Source organism: Pseudarthrobacter sp. NIBRBAC000502771, from assembly GCF_006517215.1.
GTDB lineage: Bacteria > Actinomycetota > Actinomycetes > Actinomycetales > Micrococcaceae > Arthrobacter > Arthrobacter niigatensis.
Genome location: NZ_CP041187.1, coordinates 4,349,561 through 4,368,203 on the forward strand (window position 1 = coordinate 4,349,561; position 18,643 = coordinate 4,368,203).

Consider the following 18,643-nt stretch of genomic DNA (forward strand, 5'->3'; position numbering starts at 1 on the left):
CCGCACTGACCCGCGAGATGGCATTTGGCGGCAATGCGCTTGCCGTGACCTGCCATCTGGCGGGGCGGGTCCTCTAGCCTGCGCGCGGTCCCGGGCGGTGCGCCTTCTGCCGCCCGTCGCGGTGAGCCAGGTACGCGTACACCATGAGGGCGAGGCCGGCGAGGATCATCACCGCAGGGAAGGCAACGTCCACCGGAATGAGCAGCGCCGTTGCCTGGAGAACGAAGATCAGCCCCATGACGGCGAGGATGCCGGCCGGGATCAATGGCCACCTCATCCGCTCCGCATGGCTGCCGGCGGTGTCCGTGGTGTGGACCGGGACTGCTGACAGCAGCCCGAAAGTTGCGGCCAGGCCGAGGAAGAGGATGGCTGCGGTAGGCGTTCCCTGCAGTTGCGGCGGGAGGCCCACGATGAGCGCCAGCGTGAACATGACGCCGGAAGGTATCAGTGCCCACCAGTTGGTACGCTCGCGCACGAAAACGGCCGCGAATCCGGCACCCATGAAAAGGAACAGGAAAGCAGCCCCCAGGCACCCCCTGTGAGCTGGGTGGCGGCGACAACCGCTGCCAGGCCTAGGAACACGGACCCGGGGATGGCCGCCCACCAGTTCTCCCGGCGGCGGATGAACAGGGACAGGAACAGAACCCCCACGGCCGTGAAGATCAGCGGCGCCGTGAATGCCGCGGTGTCCATGACGCCCAGCCGGTCAAGGAGCAACAGCACGCCCAGGGCAATGAGGATCACGCCCGCGATGACGCTGGTGTTTGCAGATTTCACCGTGCACCTCCCGGTTCCGGCATGCGGCCGTGCACCGCGCTGCCTATCTCAGGCTAGGGCGGCCCCAAAGCCCACAACAGGGCATTAAGCCCCCGTCCGCCCTGATCGGTGGCGGGACTCCCTGCGATGACAGGACCTTCAGCCCTATAGCCGGACTGCGGTCGCTTGGCATTCTGGTGGGGGTAGCATCCAAGTCCCCTCAGTGCGGGGCAAGAGCAGCCCGTCGTACCCCCAGTGACTTTCCGCCGGAGGCATCCGCTGGGATGCCCGCCGGTGCGCAGCCGCATCCGGCCGCCTGGATTTTGAAAGGACCGGCATGTCCGCTCACATCCTCACGTTCCGTCCCGCCCGATTGCCGCAGGCAGAAGCAGCGCACCGGCGCGCAATGCTGCTCCACCCTTCCAACTTCATCTCCGAATCAGCCCCTGCCGGTGGGTCCGGGAAGGAAGCCGAAGAGCTGGCCGTCCGGTTCGATTCCCTCTATCAGGAGTTCCTGGACCAGGGGCTGCCGGCGAACCAGGCCCGGACAGAGGTGGCACGGACGGCAGCGCGGGACATTTGGGACGCATTTGCCTCCCGGCTGCGCGGCCACCGCGCAGCCGGGCAGCAGCTCGACGCGAACGTCCTGGCCGTTGCCCTTGCGTCGATCCAGTGCATGAACATCGCCCCTGCCACGGCGCCCGGAAGACCTCGACCTCGCCGTCCGTGCCGTCCGCACCGCGCGGCGCCGCCTCCAGCACAACGGCGGCCTGCTGGACCGCCTGCACCCGCACCAAAACCCGGCGTTCCATGATGCCGTGGCCACGCTCCAGGCGCTGGAGGTATTCCTCGCACCGCAAAAGAAGGCCGCCTGATCCGGGACGGGGTGGTGAGTACATGGCAACCGAGGACGAATACAGGGCGGTGTATGGCGGTGACTAGCCGGCAGGCCTGGGCGCCGCGGCCCGGCTGGGCGACGGCGGGTGTAACGCCATTTCCAGGGATGACGGCGGGCTAGTGGGCTTCTGGAGTTCATGGGAAAATGCCAGCGTGGCGCTGAACCGGCTCCAGGAGCTCGGCGGACGGTATGAATACCGTCTGGAGGAGTCCCACCAATGGGTGACTGGTCCGGAACACAACACCATCTGCGTTGTCTGCAGCATCCCCCGGGAGGCTCCGGAATCCACCGTCACAGCGCCGGGCATGGAGTGGCGGCCACAAGTGCTGGATGAATAAATGTGGTTCCTTCCAGAGGGGCGGCTGCAGGGAGAGGGCAGCCGGGGAGGGCGTCGAACCGATGAGAGCGTCTTAATGAACACACCTGCAGACCCCACTGGAGGGGCCGCGTTCCCGGCCCTGCCCGTCCGGGTGTTCGTCCTCAATGACCACGAGATGGTCCGCCGTGGCCTGGCGGACCTGCTCGAGCACGCCGGATTCGATGTTGTTGGCGAAAGCGGATCGGCTGCGGAGGCGGGCCGCTTGATCCACATCCTGCAGCCTGACATCGTGGTGCTCGACGACAGGCTGCCGGACGGCACGGGCATCGAGGTGTGCCGGAATTTGCGCTCCACCGACCCGGACGTGAAGTGCCTGATCCTTACCGGCTGGGACGAACAGCATGCGGTGCGCGCAGCGGTCCTGGCGGGCGCGTCAGGGTATGTGCTCAAGCGGATCGGAGACCATGACGCTTTGATCAACTGCCTCCGCGTCACCGCCGCCGGCATACAGCCCATGGGTCCTGGGGTCAGGGAGCGGGTGGCCGAAAGCCTCTACGCCACCGCTTCCGCGCCGTGGCTCACAGCCATGACACGGACGGAGCGGAGCGTGCTCGCCCTCATGGCACGCGGGCTGAGCAACCACCAGATCGGGCAGGAGCTGGTCATGACCGAGGCCGTCGTCGGCGCCAGCGTTTCCGCCGTGCTCCAGAAGCTCGGCTTCCGGCGGCGGGTCCACCTGATACCCGCGCCCATCCCCCGGGCGTGGGAACTGCTGCACTGACCAAGTACGGCGGTCAGCCGGTAGCGGGCGCTCTCCACGTCACACTGGTGCCTTTGCCGGGGACGCTGTCGATGATGCACTCACCCCCCAGGCGGGTGGCCCGGTTCCTCATGTTGGTCAGGCCGCTGACCCGCTGCGGATCCTTGAACCCGCGCCCGGTATCGCGGACCGTGAGGACCACGTCGTTATCCTGGACGGCGAGCAGGATGGCGATGTCCTCTGATCCCGAATGCCTGACGGCATTGCTGACGCTTTCGTGGAGTACCGGGAGCAACTGTGCGGCGACCTCGTCGCCTACGGCGTCGTCCACCGGCCCGGAGAACTGGATCCTGGGGAGGAAACCGGAAGCGTTAGCTGCTTCCTGGACGGCACGCAGCACGCGCCCGCTCAGGAGTTCCTTGTCGGGTTCACGGGCCTGCAGGGAGTAGATGGTGTCCCGGAGCTGGTGGATGCAGTCATCCAGTTCTGCGGTGATCCCGGCGATGCGCCGTTCATGGGCAGGCGGGTCCGCGGTGTAGCGGCGAAGTCCCTGGATGCTCAGCCCGGCAGCGAAGAGCCGCTGGATCACCAGGTCGTGAAGGTCCGCTGCGATCCGTTCCCGGTCGATGAACAGGGCGTGCTCTTCGCGCAACTGGTTCGCCTTGAGCAGGTCCAGCGTCAGCCCGATCCGGGAGGCAAACACTGCGCTTTGCTCAGCATCGACGTCCGTATACCGGACGCCCCCAACGCCCCGGGCCAGGACCAGGACGCTGTCGCGGTGGCCGTCACTGTTGCTGCCAAGCGCGGCCACCAGGACCGGGCCCAGCTTCTCGGCCGACGTCGGATCGAACACCAGGAGCGGGTCCGTCAGGACCTTGGACTCCCCCGTCTCCAGCACTTCGGACAGGATGGCGGCGGCGGGCAGTTCCTGGCCGCCGGGCATCGACTGGGCACCCATGGAGGTCCGGCACCTGATGGTTCCGTCGGGCCCCACCGATGCGATCAGGGACAGGACCGAGGAAGAGGCGTTCAGGGCGCGTTCGGCGATCATGTCCAGGTTCTCGGTGTCCGAGCGCGGCTGGTCCTTCAGGCGGTCGCTGACTTCCATGCCCGCTTCCAGCCAGCGCTGGCGGCGCCTGCTGTCATCAAACAGCTTTGCGTTCTGGATGGCCACACCGGCGGCGGCCGCCAGGGCAACCGCCAGGTCCTCGTCCTCGCCCGTGAAATCCTGCCCACCAATTTTTTCGGTCAAGTAAAGGTTCCCGAAGACCTCGTTCCGGACCCGGACCGGGACGCCCAGGAAAGTGCCCATGGGCGGGTGGTTGGGGGGAAACCCCACCGCCATGGGGTGCTCGCCCAGGTCATGGAGCCGCAACGGCTTGGGTTCGCGGATCAGCTGGCCCAACACGCCATGCCCGGTGGGCAGGTCGCCGATCACGCGGGCACCTTCGTCATCGATGCCCACGGTGATGAAGTGGCTCAGCTGCTGGTCGTCGCCGATGACGCCCAGGGCCCCGTACCGCGCCCCCACCAGTTCGCAGGCAGACTGCACCAAGCGGTCCAGGACTGCCTCCAGGCTCAGGTCCTCCGTCATGGAGACAACTGCGCCGAGCAGCCCCTCGACGTGTTCCTGTGCCCGGACAAGATCATCAGCCCGCTCTACGAACTCCCGCAGGAGTTCCCGGGTTCGTCGCCTTATAGGTTCACGCCACATGAAAAAACGCTCCGAAATCGGTCGCATCCACGGCGGGCTGCATCACCCCGGATCCGATATTTGAAAGCCCCCAGCGTCTCTTTTCCCATGCTAACAACGCCCGGCACTGCGCGCGCTAAAGGTTACGGAAGGGCCCCACCCGCCGTGCCCTTCTGCCCCCCGGCAGGTTTTTCCGGGATGCAGGGACCGAAAGCGGGGGTACCTTGACGGGGATGCTGAACCGGAAGGCCCGCCGGGCAATGTGGTGCGTATCCTTGCGGCGCCGGACGGGCGGGGGCGGGGCGGCCAGCTGCTGGGCGTCACGTGCGAAGAACCATTGCTTGGCCACCTCCACCAGCACCAGGTACACCACCACCATGCCCAGCAGGGCCAGGAAGAACGGCACCGGCAAGGGGTCGAAGCCCAGCACTGCGGCCACCGGTGACAGCGGCAGGAAGATGCCCACGGCCACCACTCCCAGCGAGGCGGCGATCAGGCCTGCTGAGGGCCGGCTCCGCAGGAAGGGGACCCGCCGGGTCCGGATGGCGAAGATGATCAGCGTCTGGGTGGCGATGGATTCAATGAACCAGCCGGCGCGGAACTCCCCCGGCGCGGCGGTGAACACGAACAGCATCAGCGCGAACGTAGCGAAGTCGAAAAGGGAACTGATCGGCCCGAAGAGCAGCATGAACCGCCGGATGAAGGCAATGTCCCAGTGCGATGGCGCCCGCAACTGCTCCTTGTCCACCCGGTCCCCCGGAATGGCCAGCTGCCCGGAGTCGTAGAGCAGGTTGTTCAGCAGGATCTGGCCCGGCAGCATGGGCAGGAAACTCAGCACCACCGAGGCCACGGCCGCGCTGAACATATTGCCGAAGTTGCTGGAGGTGCCCATCAGTACATATTTGATGGTGTTGGCGAAGATCCGCCGGCCCTCCATCACGCCCTCCGCCAGGACCCCCAGGTCCTTGTCCAGGAGGACGACGTCGGCCGCGTCCTTGGCAACGTCAGTCGCGGTATCGACGGAGATGCCGATGTCCGCCTTGTGGAGTGCCAGCGCGTCGTTGACGCCGTCGCCCATGAAGCCCACGGACCCGCCGCTGAGGCGCAGCAGGGTGATGATGCGTGCTTTTTGTTCGGGCGACACGCGCGCGAAGATCGTTGCCGTCCTGGCGGCGGCGGCGAGGTCGGCGTCGGACATGGCTTCAACCTGGGCCCCGGTGAGGGTGCCGCCGGAGACCACGTCCAGGTCGGCGCAGACCTTCTCCGCCACCTTGGCGTTGTCCCCGGTGGCGATCTTCACCGAGATGCCCAGTGCCTCCAGGAGGTCCAGGGACTGCCGGGCATTGGCTTTGGGGCGGTCAAGGAAGACGAGGAAACCGGCCAGGGCCAGGTTGCGCTCGTCCGCCGGGGTCAGCCTGTCCAGCCCCGGGGCCGGGCGGGTGGCCACGGCAACCACACGGGAGCCGGCGTCGAACTGCTCGTCCAGCAGGGCCTGCACGGCAGGCGGGGTGGGTCCGCAGAGGGCCAGGATGTCCTCCGGGGCGCCCTTGGTGACCAGCTGCGCGGGGCCGCCGTTCTCCCGGACCAGCACTGTGGTGCGGCGGCGTTGGTGGTCAAAGCCGATGAGGTCCACCCGCTCGAAGCGTCCGGGGTCGAAACCGGACGCCCCGGGGCTGCCCCACAGGGCGGCGTCCAGCGGGTTCTGCCCGGCCGGGGAATTTTTGGCATCCCTGTAGTCGGTCTCGGTGGCCAGCAGGCCCAGGGTGAGCAGCCCGTCGTCGGACGTCTCCGGGGAAGCCGGCAGCGCACCGGTGAAGCTGATCCTGCCCTCCGTCAGGGTGCCGGTCTTGTCGGTGACCAGGATGTCCATGTCCCCCAGGTCCTCGATGCACACCAGGCGTTTGACCAGCACCTTCCGCTTGGCCAGCTGCCGGGTGCCGGTGGCCAGGGAGGTACTGACCACGGCTGGGAGCAACTGCGGGGTGATGCCGACCGCAATGGCCAGCGAGAACAGCAGGGATTCGATGAGCGGACGTTGCAGCAGCAGGTTGGCCACGAAGATCAGCGAGGTGAGCACCATTGCCACCTGCAGCAGCAGGAAGGAGAACCGTTTGAGTCCCAGCTGGAACTCGGTCTGCGGCTGCCTCTCGCCAAGGCCCAGTGCGATGCGCCCGAATTCGGCACGGCCGCCGGTGGCAACCACCACCCCGGTGCAGCCGCCTGACTGAACCACCGTGCCCATGAACACGCAGGAGGTGAGGTCTCCCAGTGCTGAACCGGCAGCGACAGGAGCAGCTTCCTTGGCCGCAGGCTGGGACTCCCCGGTGAGGATGCTTTCATCACAGAGAAGGTTGTTGGTGGTCAGAAGCCGGATGTCCGCCGGGATGATGGCACCCAGGGAGAGATGCACGACGTCGCCCGGTACCAGGGCGGTAACGTCCACTTCCCTGGTGCTTCCCCCGCGGAGCGTCACGGCACGGTGGGTGACGCGGTCGTGCAGGGCTTCGGAGGCGCGTTCCGCGCGGTATTCGTTGGTGAAGCCGAGGCCGACGCTGGCCAGCAGGATCACACCGATGACGATGGAATTGGTGGCGTCGCCCAGGAACAGGGACAGGCCGGCGGTCACGATCAGGAGGATGAGGATGGGGCTGGCGAACTGCCGTCCCAGCACTGCCCAGGCGTTGGCGCGGTGGGTGCGGACGGCGTTGGGGCCAAGCTGTTCCAGGCGGGCGGCCGCCTCTTCCCCGGTGAGGCCGCCGGGCGCGGATCCAAGGCGTTCCAGCGTTTGCTCCGCCGTCAGGCTTGCGGCATCAGTGATGGCCAGTTGGAGGGAGCTGCGCTCCCGGACGTTCACGTCTGTCATGCCGATCCGTTCGGACGCTTGGGCTTCGTGGCTTTAACCTAAGGCAAGGGTACGACGGCGGCGGCAGTCCGCCTTTCCGGTTACTTCAGGCTGAGCACCTCGTCGATGGGGCGGCCGTTGACGAACACCTGGGCGCTGGTGGCCCCGGAGGCGGCCATGGCCGTGTACTCAAGCTGCGCTTTTGCCCGTGGAACGTCGCAGACCCCGCCCAGCATGAACTGCCCGGTGAGCCAGATAGTGATGGTGCTGCCGTCCAGCTCGCCGGCCACATAGGACAGGTTCGACTGGTACAGGACATTGACCAGCCCGGACATGCCCACGTCCCGACTCTTGTTGGCCAGCAGGGTCCCGACGCTGGGGCCCACCTGATCGGTGAAGCGGACGGGTGCCGTCGTGGTGGCCACCAGGCTGTCACCGCAGCCGATCCTGGGCCCCGAGACGCCGTTGTCGCCCACCGCAACGTAGTAGATGGTCAGCGGGGCAACTTGCTCGGGGAGTCCGGTGGTGGGGGCAGGTTCCTGCGTTGGCTCCTGCGTGGGCGGCGGGCTTGCCGGGGCGGACGACGGCGGCGCGGAAGCCGGGGCGGTGGGCGCGGCTGAGGTGGCGGCCGGCGAAGTCGGGGCCGCCGTGGTGGTGGGGCTCGCCGTCGTGCCTGGACTGGTGCTGCCGGCCGTGGGGCCCGGGGCCGCGGAACTGGTGGCGGGCCCCGGCGCCGGTGGGCCAAAGCAGCCGGTGAGGACCAGCAAGCCGGTGAGCCCGAGAACGCTGAATGCCGAAAGCCTGGGCTTGGTCATGATGCCCCCTTGGATGTGGGTCCCGCGGCCGTGGGACCCACATTCAAGCTACGCCCGGGGGTTACTCCAGAACAGGGACTAAAGTCCGAGCCGTCGAAGGATGCACCAGCACTTTCACCGTCGCCTCCTGAATTCCGGAGTTGTACCCTGGGTCGGGAAACAGCTTCCTCTGCCCAGGCCCCATGCCTGCGCTGGAGAACCGGCCCCGGGCTCAGCCGGGGCTCCGGGGCAGGAACGGGCTGTGGACCAGGGAACGGTTCCCCCGTTTCCGCCGAAAGCTGGGGAGCTCAAGCATGTCATTTTCCAAGCGAATCCGCCGGCCCGCCGGTGCGGTGCTGGCCGCTGCTGCCGTGATGCTGGCGCCGCCGCCGGCCCGCCGGTGCGGTGCTGGCCGCTGCTGCCGTGATGCTGGCGCCGCCGCCGGCCACGGCGCTCACCCCAGCGGTGACCGTCGCTCCACCGCCCTCGCCGGCGGTCAGCGGTAACGCGCAGGCAGCCAATCCCCTGGCCAGCGACGAGGGCCGCTACCTGGTCAGGTTCACCAAGGGCTCGGACGTGGCCACGGAAGCCCGGTCCCTGCAGGTCCAGGGAGTGCGCATTGGCAGGACCTTCTCCGCAGCAGTCCGGGGCGCGGCCATCACCGCCACCAAGGCGCAGGCGGCTGCCTTGGCCCGTTCGCCCCGTGTCGCCCTGATTGAGCCGGACCTGCCCGTGACGGTTGCCGATACCCAGCAGTCACCGCCCTGGGGCCTGGACAGGATCGACCAGCGCGCGCTCCCGCTCTCAAACACGTTCACGCCCACGGCCAGCGGCGCCGGCGTCAGCACCTACGTCATCGACACCGGGGTCCTGGCGGAAAACAGCGACTTTGGCGGCCGGGTGGCCCCGGGCTGGACCGCCATCGCCGACGGCAAGGGCAGCAGCGACTGCAACGGCCACGGAACGCATGTCGCCGGCATCATCGCCGGGAAAACCTATGGGGTGGCCAAGTCAGCGAGCGTGGTTCCGGTGCGGGTGCTCGGCTGCGACGGTTCCGGCTATGACTCGGACGTTATCGCCGGCCTGGACTGGATCGCCTCCCAGCATGCCGCCGGCACCCCCGCGGTGGCCAACCTCAGCATTGGCGGCCCCACCAGCACCACGCTGGATGACGCACTCAGGGGAATCATTAATGACGGCGTCACAGCCGTGGTGGCAGCCGGCAACGCCGCGGTGGATGCCTGTACCACTTCCCCGGCACGGGTGCCCGAGGCCTTGACCGTGGCCGCCACCGATTCCTCGGACCGGCAGGCAGGGTTCTCGAATTACGGAAGCTGCGTTGACCTGTACGCCCCGGGGGTGGGCATCCAGTCCGACTGGGACACCTCCACCACCTCGGTCGCTACGCTGAGCGGCACGTCCATGGCGTCTCCCCACGTTGCCGGTGCTGCGGCGCTTTCCTTGTCGCGGAACCCGCAGCAGACGCCGGCTGCGGTGGCAGCGGACCTGACGGCTGCGGCCACCCAGGGCACTGTCACCAACGTGTCAGCGGGAACCCCCAACCGCCTGCTCTTCACCGGCCCGGCTGCGGCTCCGGCGGCGAGGGACTTCACCAGCGACGGCAAGGCCGACCTGCTGGCACAGGACGGCAACGGGAGCCTATGGACCTATCCGGGCCAGGGGAATGGCCTGTTCGGCTGGCGCATCAAGGTCGGCGACGGCTGGAACGTCATGACCGCGGTCAGCGCAGCAGGAGACCTCACCGGAGACGGCAAACCCGACCTGATTGCCCGCGACACCAACGGTACCCTCTGGACCTACCCGGGCCAAGGCAACGGCCTCTTCGGCTGGCGCATCAAGGTCGGCGACGGCTGGAACGTCATGACCGCCATCAGCGCAGCAGGAGACCTCACCGGAGACGGCAAACCCGACCTGATTGCCCGCGACACCAACGGCACCCTCTGGACCTACCCGGGCCAAGGCAACGGCCTCTTCGGCTGGCGCATCAAGGTCGGCGACGGCTGGAACGTCATGACCGCCATCAGCGCAGCAGGAGACCTCACCGGAGACGGCAAACCCGACCTGATTGCCCGCGACACCAACGGCACCCTCTGGACCTACCCGGGCCAAGGCAACGGCCTCTTCGGCTGGCGCATCAAGGTCGGCGACGGCTGGAACGTCATGACCGCCATCAGCGCAGCAGGAGACCTCACCGGAGACGGCAAACCCGACCTCGTCGCCCGTGACACCAACGGCACCCTCTGGACCTACCCGGGCCAAGGCAACGGCCTCTTCGGCTGGCGCATCAACGTGGGCCCGGGCTGGAACGTCATGACCGCCATCAGCTAGGGGCCGGTCCCATCCATCACCAGACGGAGTCGCCGCGCAGGACAGCGTCGCTGCCGCCGTCCACGTAGACAATCTGCCCGCACAGGTGGGTGTTTTCGGCGCTGTTGAGCCACGCCAGCAGGCGTGCGACGACGATGGGTTCGGCGATGCCGTTCAGCGGCATCGGGACCACTTTCAGCAGCGACTCCCGCTCCTGTTCAGTGTCGATCAGGTCTGCGGTCATGGGCGTGGCGATAACACCGGGTGCCACGGCGTTCAGCGGGATCCCGGCACCGGCCCACTCTGCAGTGGCAGCCTTCCGGCGGACCCACCGGGACAGCGCCACCTTGGTGGACGCGTAAATAAGTTGCCCGGTGGTGGACGGTTCCTTGGCCAAAACCTGGGCGCGGTCCATGGCTGCCGGCTCGTCCCCGTCAGTCAGCAGCGCTACGAGCTCATCGTCGCTGGCCATGAGGGCCGCCATGGAGGACACCACAACGGCGCGCGGTGCCTCCGAGCCGGCCAGCAATGGCCTGAGCCCTTCGATCGAGGCGACGGTACCGAAAAAGTTCACGGCCACCGTGGCCGGAGCCGGCACGGCGAGGCCGGCCACTGCATAGACGGCATCAATCCTGCCGCCGCTGACCTCCCGCACCGCGTCCACCAAAGCACCGCGGCCCTCCGCAGTGGAGAGGTCAGCCACTACTTCGGCGTCGTGGAGATCCACGCCGATCACTCGTTCGCCCCGTTGTTCGAGCAGTTCCTTGGTTGCCTTGCCGATCCCGGAGGCGGCGCCGGTGATGACGGAAGTACGGGGCATGGTGTCTTCTTTCGCTGGCGGGGCGGGGTCGGTGCCAACGATGCCGGGCGGCCCCCAGTGGAACCAGAGTCCAAAGGCCCGTGAGCACCCAGCCGCAAACTAACAACCCTTGTCACACCGTTAACCACTCATTCATATCCTCCTCAAAACCTGTACAACCGCTGGAAATACCGTGGGAACCATGGACAACATCTCCCGCAGAACCCTCATCTCCGCCGGCCTCGGGGCCGGGTTGGTCGCAGCCCTGCCTGGTACCGCCGTCGCGGTTTCCACCGCGGACGACGCCGGCCTCCGCGCCGATCCCTTCATGCTCGGCATCGCCTCGGGCGAGCCGTGGCCGGACGGCTTCGTGCTCTGGACGCGCCTGGCGCTCAACCCCGTGGCGGAGGACGGACTGGGCGGTATGCCGTCCCGCCCGGTCGCCGTGCAGTGGGAAGTGGCCGAGGACCAGGGCATGCGCAACGTGGTGGCCCGCGGCGTCGAGCAGGCCCGGATCGAAACCGCGCACTCGGTGCACGTGGAGCTGCGCGGGTTGAAAGCGGGCCGCGAGTACTTCTACCGGTTCCGCGCCGGCAGGCACCTGAGCCCGGTGGGACGCACCCTGACCAGCCCGGCGCTGCATGAGACGCCCGCCGCACTGGCCATGGCGTTCGCCAGCTGTGCCCAATACGAGCACGGCTACTTCACCGCCTACCGCCGCCTCGCGGAGGACCACCCGGACCTGGTGCTGCACCTTGGCGACTACCTCTACGAATACAAGAAGGGCGGCTACGTGATTGGCGGCGGCAACCCGCGCGACCACGAGGGCCCGGAGACCGTCACACTGGAGACTTACCGGCAGCGGCACGCCCAGTACAAGGCCGACGCCGACCTGCAGGCCGCGCACGCCATCGCACCCTGGGCAGTGGTCTGGGATGACCACGAGGTGGACAACAACTGGGCGGACGACGTGCCGGAGAACAGTGACGCCGGCCAGCTCAATGACAGCGTGGAGCATTTCCGCCAGCGCCGCGCCGCCGCGTTCCAGGCCTACTACGAGAACATGCCGCTGCGTCCGTCGTCGCTGCCGGCAGGCCCGGACATGAAGATCTACCGCAGGATCCAGTGGGGCCAGCTGGCCAACTTCCACATGATGGATACGCGGCAGTACCGCGACGATCAGCTGGCCGGTGACGGCTGGAAGAAGAACGTGGCCGAACGGCTGGCGGAGGACCGGACCATCACCGGCGCCGAGCAGGAGAGGTGGCTGCTGGACGGATTCAGGAACTCCACCCAGCGCTGGGACATCCTGGGCCAGCAGGTCTTCTTCGCCGAGCGCGACCGGAACAAGGCGCCGGAGATCGACGACGTGTCCATGGACGGGTGGGATGGGTATGTCTCTTCCCGCCGCCGCATCACCCAGGGGTGGGTGGACGCGAACGTCCGGAACGCCGTCGTACTCACCGGCGACGTGCACCGCAACTGGGCCAATGACGTCAAAGTGGACTACAAGGACCCGGCTTCCCCGGTGGTGGGGTCGGAGCTGGTGTGCACCTCCATCACGTCCACCGGCGACGGCAACGGCTCCACTGCCGACCCCGTCATGGCCTGGAACCCGCACCTGAAGTTCTACAACGACAACCGCGGTTACGTGAACACGCGCATCACCAGGGAAGCCATGACCGCGGACTTCAGGGTGCTGGACCATGTCACGACGCCTGGTGCGCCGGCGTCCACCAAGGCCTCCTTCGAGATCCGCGACGGCGTCCCGGGGCTGCAGCCGCGGGCCTGACCTTCGCCGGGGGTGAACGCGGCCAGGCCTACTTCACGGCGTTGGCCGCGGTCACCCGTGGACGCTGATGAGCCGCGCTCCCGTGCTGCCGATTACGGTGCCCCGCGGCTCCCCGAGTCCGTGCTGGACCCTGTGGTCGCCGTGAAGTTCCAGTCGAAGGATCCGTCCGAGTGCAGCGTCAACCGGAGGAAGCCCCGGCTGTCGCTGAACCGTTTTGCGATGTAGGACGGGCGGCGGCCGATGAAGGGGCGGGTATCGATGCCGCCAGTGGAAATTTGGAAGGCCGTCATGCCGTCGTCGACGCATTTGTCGGCATTGTTCACCGGGCAGGACCGCTCGTAGTTGTGCTGCGAGGCGGAGAGGGTCAGGCGGACGCGGTACTTCCACATCACGTCGATCCATGGCTTGTTGTCTTCGGTGCGGCCGTGTTCGCTGGTGTCCGATGTGAAATATGGCTCGTGGTAGACCACTGCCAGGTGCTGGCCGGCTGCCTGGGCTGCCGAGAGATCCTTGTCCAGCCAGTCCGTCGCGGCCTTGGCTTCCGTGGTTTCGTACCGCCACAACGCGGAGGAGAGGAAGGCGAAATGCCACTGCCCAAAGTCCTTCGAGTAGGGCTGGCCGTTCGGGACGAACCCGCGCTCCTGGTTGATCGCGGCCTTGTCCGTGGAGCCCGGGCACTGGCCGTTCATGAAGTTGTCCAGGTCTTCGTTGCGGCCCGGTTCCCAGTCGTGGTTGGGGGCGGACACCCAGTACATCTTGGGCAGCGTGCCGCCCCAGAGCGGTTTCCAGTAGTTCACGTAGTCGTCGCAGCGGGCGGTGCTGTACTGGAAGTCGCCCAGGCCCAGGAACGCGTCGATTTCGTTGTTCGCGGCCAGCCGGGCGATGGCCGCGCCGTTGCGGCCGGAGGGGCTGTCCGGATCGGTATTCCCCTCGGGGTTCATGTCGCCGACGGCCGCGATGTGCACGTCAGGCAGGGGTGAAGGCTGGTCCGGAGGTTTCGGTCCGCCGGTGCACCCCGCGGCAGCGAGCGACAGGAGGGCCGCGGCCGTTGCCGCTGCGCGCCGCCAGCGTTTGGAACGAGGGAGCGTTGGCTGCATCCCCTGACCTCCCATCTCTTCCTTGGCTTATCTTCCGCCCCACAGGCCACACCTGAACAGGGCTTGCCGGAAGCAACTTCCGATAACGCGTCGCTTCCCCTCCATATGTTCGTTATTCGAACATTTGTACGTTTAATGAACTTCTTGGTAGCCTCCCATCAGTAAGCATGCCGTGGATCACTCCCCCTGGTGACAGGGCTCTCAGCCCGCATGCATCCCGGTTTCCCTGATCGATGAGGATTTCATGACCACTTCCCCCTCCACCCGCGCGTCCCGGTGGCCGGTATGGCTTTGCTGGCTGGCCATGGTTTTGGACGGCTTTGACTTGGTGGTGCTTGGCACCGTCATCCCTACGCTCATCAAGACCGGCGAGCTTGGCTTCGACGCGGTCGGCGCCACCTTGGCTGCCACCATCTCCCTGGCCGGCGTGGGCCTGGGCGCCCTCTTCATCGCCCCATTGTCGGACCGGTTCGGGCACCGCAAGCTGCTGGTTGCCTGTGTCCTGTGGTTCTCCATCTTCACGATCGCGGTCATCTGGGCTCCCAACGTGGCAGTGTTCAGCACTTTCCGGCTTCTGGCCGGCCTGGGGCTGGGCGCCTGCCTTCCGGTCGCCCTGGCCTACATGAACGATTACGCACCTGCCGGTTCCGCCGGCAAGTCCACCACCCGGACCATGACCGGCTACCACGCAGGCGCTGTGGCCACGGCTTTCCTGGCACTGATGGTTATCCCGGACTGGCGCACCATGTTCGTGGTGGGCGGCATTGCCGGCCTGGCGCTGGTGCCGCTCCTCTGGTTCAAACTCCCCGAGACCCTGCCGGCAGAACGGGACGCCAAGAGGCAGGAGCAGGGCAGTGTCCGGGACCTGGCGAAGAAGCCGTACCCGCTCGTGGCGCTGGCCATCGCTGCGGCCTCGTTCATGGGGCTCCTGCTGGTCTACGGCCTGAACACCTGGCTCCCGCAGCTCATGGCTTCCGCGGGCTATCCCGTCAGCGCCGGCATATCACTGCTCCTGGTCCTCAATCTCGGCGCCGTTGCCGGCCTCATCATCGCCGGTATCCTGGCGGACAAGCACGGAACCAAGCGGATCGTGCTGCTCTGGTTTGGCCTGTCGGCCGTGTGCCTTGCCCTCCTCAGCGTCAAGGTTGACAACGCCATCCTGCTGAACGCGCTCGTCTTCATCACAGGGGTGTTCGTCTTCAGTTCCCAGGTGCTCGTGTACGCCTGGGTCAGCCAACTCTTCCCGGCGCGGCTGCGCGCCACGGCCCTCGGCTTCGCCGCCGGCGTGGGCCGCGTGGGCGCCATCGCCGGACCTGCCGTGACCGGCGGCCTTGTTGCCGCCGGCATCGCCTACCCGTGGGGCTTCTACGCGTTCGCCGCCGCCGGCGCCCTGGCCGTCGTCGCGCTCGTGACGGTACCGCAGGTCATTTCCGCGCGGAACCCGGTCCAGGAGCACGCCGGCTAAACAAACGCAGCCCAGGGCTTCAGACACCAACGACGGCGGGTGGCCGGCTTTTCGAAGCCGGCCACCCGCCGTCGTACTGCTGGTTGTTGTCCGCCCGGTGCGCTAGAGGCAGACGGGCTGGAATGCCGGGTCTGCCGGACCGGTCGGCTGGGCCAGGGCGTTGCCTACCAACTGGTGGACCACAGGATCATTGGGCGTTTGGTCGTGTTCAATGACGTCCGCCGGGCACTTGTCCTGGATGGTGATGTTGGTGACCTGCCGGGCGGAGCCGCTGAGGTACTGGCTGTTGTACGGGATGACCACCTCGTCATGGGTGGTGGAAATGACCGTGTAGGCGGGGCCGGCGACAGTATCGCCGATGGAGTTGAGCTCCTGCATGAAGGGCGATCCCGCCTGCTGGTCCGCGCAGGCCGCACAGCCGGCTGCGGTGTAATCGGGCGTGGGCACCAGGTCCGGCGGCGGAAGGATCACGCCTTCCGTGCCGTGGTTGGACGGCGCGATGCCGACAAGCTCGTGGACGTACTTGGCGCCGCCCAGGAAGCCCATGTAGTACCGGGGCATCATGCCGCCCTGGCTGTGGCCCACCAGGTCCACCTGCTTGGCGCCCGTGGCGGAGCGTACGGCGTCAACGAACGGTGCGAGTTCCTTTGCGGAATCCTTGACCGGAGCCGTGGCATAAATACCGTTGGTTGCGCCGTAGTTCAGGGCGAAGACGCAGTACCCCTGGCTCTTGAGGTAGGGCGACATGGTGGACCAGTTCTTCTCCATGCTCTCGAAGGTTCCCGGAACCAGGACCACCGGATACGGATGTGCCGCTGACGGTTTGCAGGTCCAGTCGTTGGCCCCGGGCGGGGAGACGTCGACCGCCCGGGCGGGAGCGGCCACCAGGGATGAGGCCAGGAGTGCCGCGGCGGCAACTGACAGGGCTCGGCTTAGGAATGACATGGAAACCTCTTCGTTTGTCTGTCTCTGGAGCGGCCGCTGCTGATGGTCTTGGGGGTGCCCATCAGTTCCGGCCGTGGTTTTCCATGCTGGCAGCAGCCGGCACTCCTTCGCAGCGAAAGTGCACGAACGTGCGGGGAAAAGGCGGGATCACCAGCACTGGAGGTCACTGTGAATGTGACCTGAAGCACTCGCGTTGTTACTGGTGAGTAGCACTTTTTGGCTCTTCATGCGCGTGGACGCCCGCTCAGCAGCTGCTGCACAAACGTGCATTTTGGGGGCCGCGGGCCGAGAACGCCGGAACGGTGCCAGCTCGCCGTTCAGTTCCGGCGGGCTGGCACCATTCCGGCGACGTCGGCAGAGCCCGCGCCCATCAATCGCAGCGCTCCCAGCCAGCGTGCCGCCGTCGTTGGTCCTCCTCGGCTGCCGCGTCCTGTGGGGCGGAGCCTTGAGCTTTTCCTGCATTGTTTGCGGCTGGGCGCGGGGATACCATGCTCGCGGGGAGGGGCCTGGTCTCGCACGACGAAAGGGGCCACCCCCATGACCGATTTCTTCACGATGCAGCCCGGTGAGACCGCCGCTCCCCTGCCGCCCGGGCCGGTCCTCTGCACCGGGACCGCGGCCATGCGCCGCATTCACCGGTTCTTCCTGTGGGCCTACGCCGAGGCCCCGGGCCTGGTGCGGTCCGTCGCTGCGGGGGATGCGGCCCGCGCCGCGTACGTTGGGGAAGTTTTGGGAAACTTCGACATGGTGCTGCACGTCCATCACGAGGGTGAGGACCTGCTGATGTATCCGCCACTGGAGCAGCGCGCCCCCGGCTGCGTCCTGCACATCGCGCAGATGCTCGAGCACCACCGGCAGGTCACCCAGCGACTGGAGCGGATCGAGCCGGTGCGGCTGCGGTGGATGCGGACAGTGGACGCCGCCGACGCATCAGAGCTTGCCGCACTGTACGAGGACCTGAAGGCGGTCCTGGACGTGCACCTGCGCCGCGAGGTCACCGAGGTCATGCCTGTGGTGGACCGGGTGATGACCGAAAAGGAGGCCGCGGCGGTGGGACAGCACGGGATCGACAAGTTCGACAAGAAGTTCATGGTGGCCTACCTTGGCATGGTGCTGGCCACGAACCCGCCGGCGGACCGCGTAGAGCTGTTCAAGGAAATCCCGCCGCCTGTCCGCCTCGCCTACAAGCTGGTGGGGCGGCGGATGTACCGAAAACAGTACGCCAAGCTGTTCCCCGGCCGGCCCATCCCGGAGACACTGTAACGCCGGATCAGGGCTGGGGGGGACCGGCGCGGCACGCCTTGGCCACGCCCAGGCGGACCCCGGAAGCGATCGTCGAGGGAGATGGGGCTGCCAAGAGGTCGGGCGGCAGGCAGGGGCCGATGCTACGATTGCTACGGAGGTTTGCCATGACAACGATCCCCCATCGTGAGCTGCGCAACCAAAGCAGCAAGATCCTGGAGCGGGTGAAAAACGGTGAAATCATCGACGTCACGAACAACGGTGAAGTTGCCGCTACGCTGATACCGCCCGCAGCTTCACCCTTTGAGCGTTTACTCCGATCGGGTGGTGTCCGGGCGTCCCGGGGCCCCGTTGATTTCCGATCGATCCCCCGGGCAACGCTCGCCACCGGCACCGCCGAAATTCTCGACGATCTGCGCGGCGACCGTTGATCCTTTACGTGGACACCTCGGCTGCCCTCAAGCTCGTGGTTGAGGAAGCCGAGTCCGGCCCAACTGCGGAATTCCTGACGGCGTCGGCCGCAGAGGGCGCCCTCCTGGTTGCCTCGATGCTTCTCTTCACGGAACTCCATTGCGCGGCCAACCGCCGGGGCCTGCCGCCGGAATTGGTCAACACCGTACTGGCCGGCATCAACCTCGTGGACCTGGTTCGCTCCGACCTCACCTATGCCGCTGCACTGCCGGGTAGGTTGCGGAGTGCCGACGCGATTCATCTCGCAGCCGCGATAAGGCTTGAGGTCGATGAGTTGGTGGCCTTCGACAAGGAGCTCCTGAGTGCGGCAACCGCGGCAGGGCTAAGAAGTCACAGCCCGGGCGCCGAACCCCACTAGCTTGGGCTGGTAGGGACACCACTCCCCAGCTGCGCGTCAGACCCAGGCGGATCTGGGTGCGTGAGTCCGCCTCGGCGTCATTGC

General features: G+C 67.1%; 17 protein-coding genes. 9 read left to right on the plus strand and 8 right to left on the minus strand.

From position 1 onward, the window contains the following. Nucleotides 1–73: 73 nt before the first annotated feature. Nucleotides 74–475, minus strand: a complete 402-nt coding sequence (locus NIBR502771_RS21080; protein WP_246839751.1) for a hypothetical protein — start codon at nt 473–475, stop codon at nt 74–76. Then, entirely contained in the window at nt 445–777 is a 333-nt protein-coding gene (locus NIBR502771_RS21085) for a hypothetical protein (protein ID WP_246839752.1), read from the minus strand. Before NIBR502771_RS21085 ends, NIBR502771_RS21080 begins: the two co-directional genes overlap by 31 nt. A gap of 316 nt (nt 778–1,093) precedes the next feature. Between NIBR502771_RS21085 and NIBR502771_RS20155 the strand changes: the two genes are divergently transcribed. The 3 genes from NIBR502771_RS20155 (at nt 1,094) to NIBR502771_RS20165 (ending at nt 2,754) form a co-directional block, all read left to right on the plus strand. Continuing rightward, on the plus strand, nt 1,094–1,570 hold the full coding sequence (locus tag NIBR502771_RS20155; protein WP_246839753.1) for a hypothetical protein: 477 nt from the start codon (nt 1,094–1,096) through the stop codon (nt 1,568–1,570). Between the two features lie 236 nt (nt 1,571–1,806). Then, nucleotides 1,807–1,992, plus strand: coding sequence for a hypothetical protein (locus tag NIBR502771_RS20865; protein WP_210411278.1), 186 nt, complete (start codon nt 1,807–1,809; stop codon nt 1,990–1,992). A gap of 75 nt (nt 1,993–2,067) precedes the next feature. Then, complete coding sequence (locus tag NIBR502771_RS20165; RefSeq protein ID WP_141161270.1) at nt 2,068–2,754, plus strand: response regulator transcription factor; 687 nt, start codon at nt 2,068–2,070, stop codon at nt 2,752–2,754. Nucleotides 2,755–2,767: 13 nt separating this feature from the next. Here the strand turns inward: NIBR502771_RS20165 and NIBR502771_RS20170 are convergent, their stop codons facing one another. The 3 genes from NIBR502771_RS20170 to NIBR502771_RS20800 form a co-directional block, all read right to left on the minus strand. Beyond that, nucleotides 2,768–4,447: a GAF domain-containing sensor histidine kinase gene (locus NIBR502771_RS20170; RefSeq protein WP_141161271.1), complete on the minus strand. Its 1,680-nt coding sequence runs from the start codon at nt 4,445–4,447 to the stop codon at nt 2,768–2,770. A 115-nt stretch (nt 4,448–4,562) separates the two neighbouring features. Next, complete coding sequence (mgtA, locus tag NIBR502771_RS20175) at nt 4,563–7,289, minus strand: magnesium-translocating P-type ATPase (protein ID WP_141161272.1); 2,727 nt, start codon at nt 7,287–7,289, stop codon at nt 4,563–4,565. Nucleotides 7,290–7,369: 80 nt separating this feature from the next. Then, complete coding sequence (locus NIBR502771_RS20800) at nt 7,370–8,083, minus strand: hypothetical protein (protein ID WP_168223109.1); 714 nt, start codon at nt 8,081–8,083, stop codon at nt 7,370–7,372. 384 nt (nt 8,084–8,467) lie between these two features. Here NIBR502771_RS20800 and NIBR502771_RS20805 point away from each other — a divergent pair, with 384 nt between their 5' ends. Then, the gene (locus tag NIBR502771_RS20805; protein ID WP_168225763.1) at nt 8,468–10,411 is read left to right on the plus strand and encodes a S8 family serine peptidase; all 1,944 of its coding nucleotides are present in this window, start codon (nt 8,468–8,470) and stop codon (nt 10,409–10,411) included. Between the two features lie 16 nt (nt 10,412–10,427). Here NIBR502771_RS20805 and NIBR502771_RS20190 read toward each other — a convergent pair whose 3' ends face one another. After that, nucleotides 10,428–11,210, minus strand: a complete 783-nt coding sequence (locus NIBR502771_RS20190; protein WP_141161273.1) for an SDR family oxidoreductase — start codon at nt 11,208–11,210, stop codon at nt 10,428–10,430. Nucleotides 11,211–11,391: 181 nt separating this feature from the next. On the opposite strand from NIBR502771_RS20190, the gene NIBR502771_RS20195 reads away from it, so the two are divergent. Continuing rightward, entirely contained in the window at nt 11,392–12,981 is a 1,590-nt protein-coding gene (locus NIBR502771_RS20195) for an alkaline phosphatase (protein ID WP_141161274.1), read from the plus strand. A 92-nt stretch (nt 12,982–13,073) separates the two neighbouring features. Here the strand turns inward: NIBR502771_RS20195 and NIBR502771_RS20200 are convergent, their stop codons facing one another. Then, nucleotides 13,074–14,078 carry a hypothetical protein gene (locus NIBR502771_RS20200; RefSeq protein ID WP_141161275.1) on the minus strand — a complete coding sequence of 335 codons (1,005 nt, stop codon included), beginning with the start codon at nt 14,076–14,078 and terminating at the stop codon, nt 13,074–13,076. 244 nt (nt 14,079–14,322) lie between these two features. Here NIBR502771_RS20200 and NIBR502771_RS20205 point away from each other — a divergent pair, with 244 nt between their 5' ends. Then, entirely contained in the window at nt 14,323–15,543 is a 1,221-nt protein-coding gene (locus NIBR502771_RS20205; protein ID WP_141161276.1) for an aromatic acid/H+ symport family MFS transporter, read from the plus strand. Nucleotides 15,544–15,645: 102 nt separating this feature from the next. Here NIBR502771_RS20205 and NIBR502771_RS20210 read toward each other — a convergent pair whose 3' ends face one another. After that, nucleotides 15,646–16,488, minus strand: coding sequence for a triacylglycerol lipase (locus tag NIBR502771_RS20210; protein WP_141161277.1), 843 nt, complete (start codon nt 16,486–16,488; stop codon nt 15,646–15,648). 537 nt (nt 16,489–17,025) lie between these two features. On the opposite strand from NIBR502771_RS20210, the gene NIBR502771_RS20215 reads away from it, so the two are divergent. From NIBR502771_RS20215 to NIBR502771_RS20225, 3 genes are all read left to right on the plus strand, one after another. Continuing rightward, a complete protein-coding gene (locus NIBR502771_RS20215; protein WP_141161278.1) occupies nt 17,026–17,751 on the plus strand; it encodes a hemerythrin domain-containing protein in 726 nt (241 codons plus the stop codon). A 146-nt stretch (nt 17,752–17,897) separates the two neighbouring features. Next, on the plus strand, nt 17,898–18,161 hold the full coding sequence (locus NIBR502771_RS20220) for a type II toxin-antitoxin system Phd/YefM family antitoxin (protein WP_141161279.1): 264 nt from the start codon (nt 17,898–17,900) through the stop codon (nt 18,159–18,161). An 8-nt stretch (nt 18,162–18,169) separates the two neighbouring features. After that, complete coding sequence (locus NIBR502771_RS20225; protein ID WP_246839754.1) at nt 18,170–18,559, plus strand: type II toxin-antitoxin system VapC family toxin; 390 nt, start codon at nt 18,170–18,172, stop codon at nt 18,557–18,559. Nucleotides 18,560–18,643 lie beyond the last annotated feature (84 nt).

Bases quoted from the DNA above. Each gene is read 5' to 3' on its own strand.
- NIBR502771_RS20210 (WP_141161277.1), bottom strand. From the start codon at position 16,488: ATGTCATTCCTAAGCCGAGCCCTGTCAGTTGCCGCCGCGGCACTCCTG.
- NIBR502771_RS20155 (WP_246839753.1), top strand. From the start codon at position 1,094: ATGTCCGCTCACATCCTCACGTTCCGTCCCGCCCGATTGCCGCAGGCA.
- NIBR502771_RS20170 (WP_141161271.1), bottom strand. From the start codon at position 4,447: ATGTGGCGTGAACCTATAAGGCGACGAACCCGGGAACTCCTGCGGGAG.
- NIBR502771_RS20190 (WP_141161273.1), bottom strand. From the start codon at position 11,210: ATGCCCCGTACTTCCGTCATCACCGGCGCCGCCTCCGGGATCGGCAAG.
- NIBR502771_RS20205 (WP_141161276.1), top strand. From the start codon at position 14,323: ATGACCACTTCCCCCTCCACCCGCGCGTCCCGGTGGCCGGTATGGCTT.
- NIBR502771_RS20195 (WP_141161274.1), top strand. From the start codon at position 11,392: ATGGACAACATCTCCCGCAGAACCCTCATCTCCGCCGGCCTCGGGGCC.
- NIBR502771_RS20215 (WP_141161278.1), top strand. From the start codon at position 17,026: ATGACCGATTTCTTCACGATGCAGCCCGGTGAGACCGCCGCTCCCCTG.
- NIBR502771_RS20165 (WP_141161270.1), top strand. From the start codon at position 2,068: ATGAACACACCTGCAGACCCCACTGGAGGGGCCGCGTTCCCGGCCCTG.
- NIBR502771_RS20800 (WP_168223109.1), bottom strand. From the start codon at position 8,083: ATGACCAAGCCCAGGCTTTCGGCATTCAGCGTTCTCGGGCTCACCGGC.
- NIBR502771_RS20200 (WP_141161275.1), bottom strand. From the start codon at position 14,078: ATGCAGCCAACGCTCCCTCGTTCCAAACGCTGGCGGCGCGCAGCGGCA.
- mgtA (WP_141161272.1), bottom strand. From the start codon at position 7,289: ATGACAGACGTGAACGTCCGGGAGCGCAGCTCCCTCCAACTGGCCATC.
- NIBR502771_RS20220 (WP_141161279.1), top strand. From the start codon at position 17,898: ATGACAACGATCCCCCATCGTGAGCTGCGCAACCAAAGCAGCAAGATC.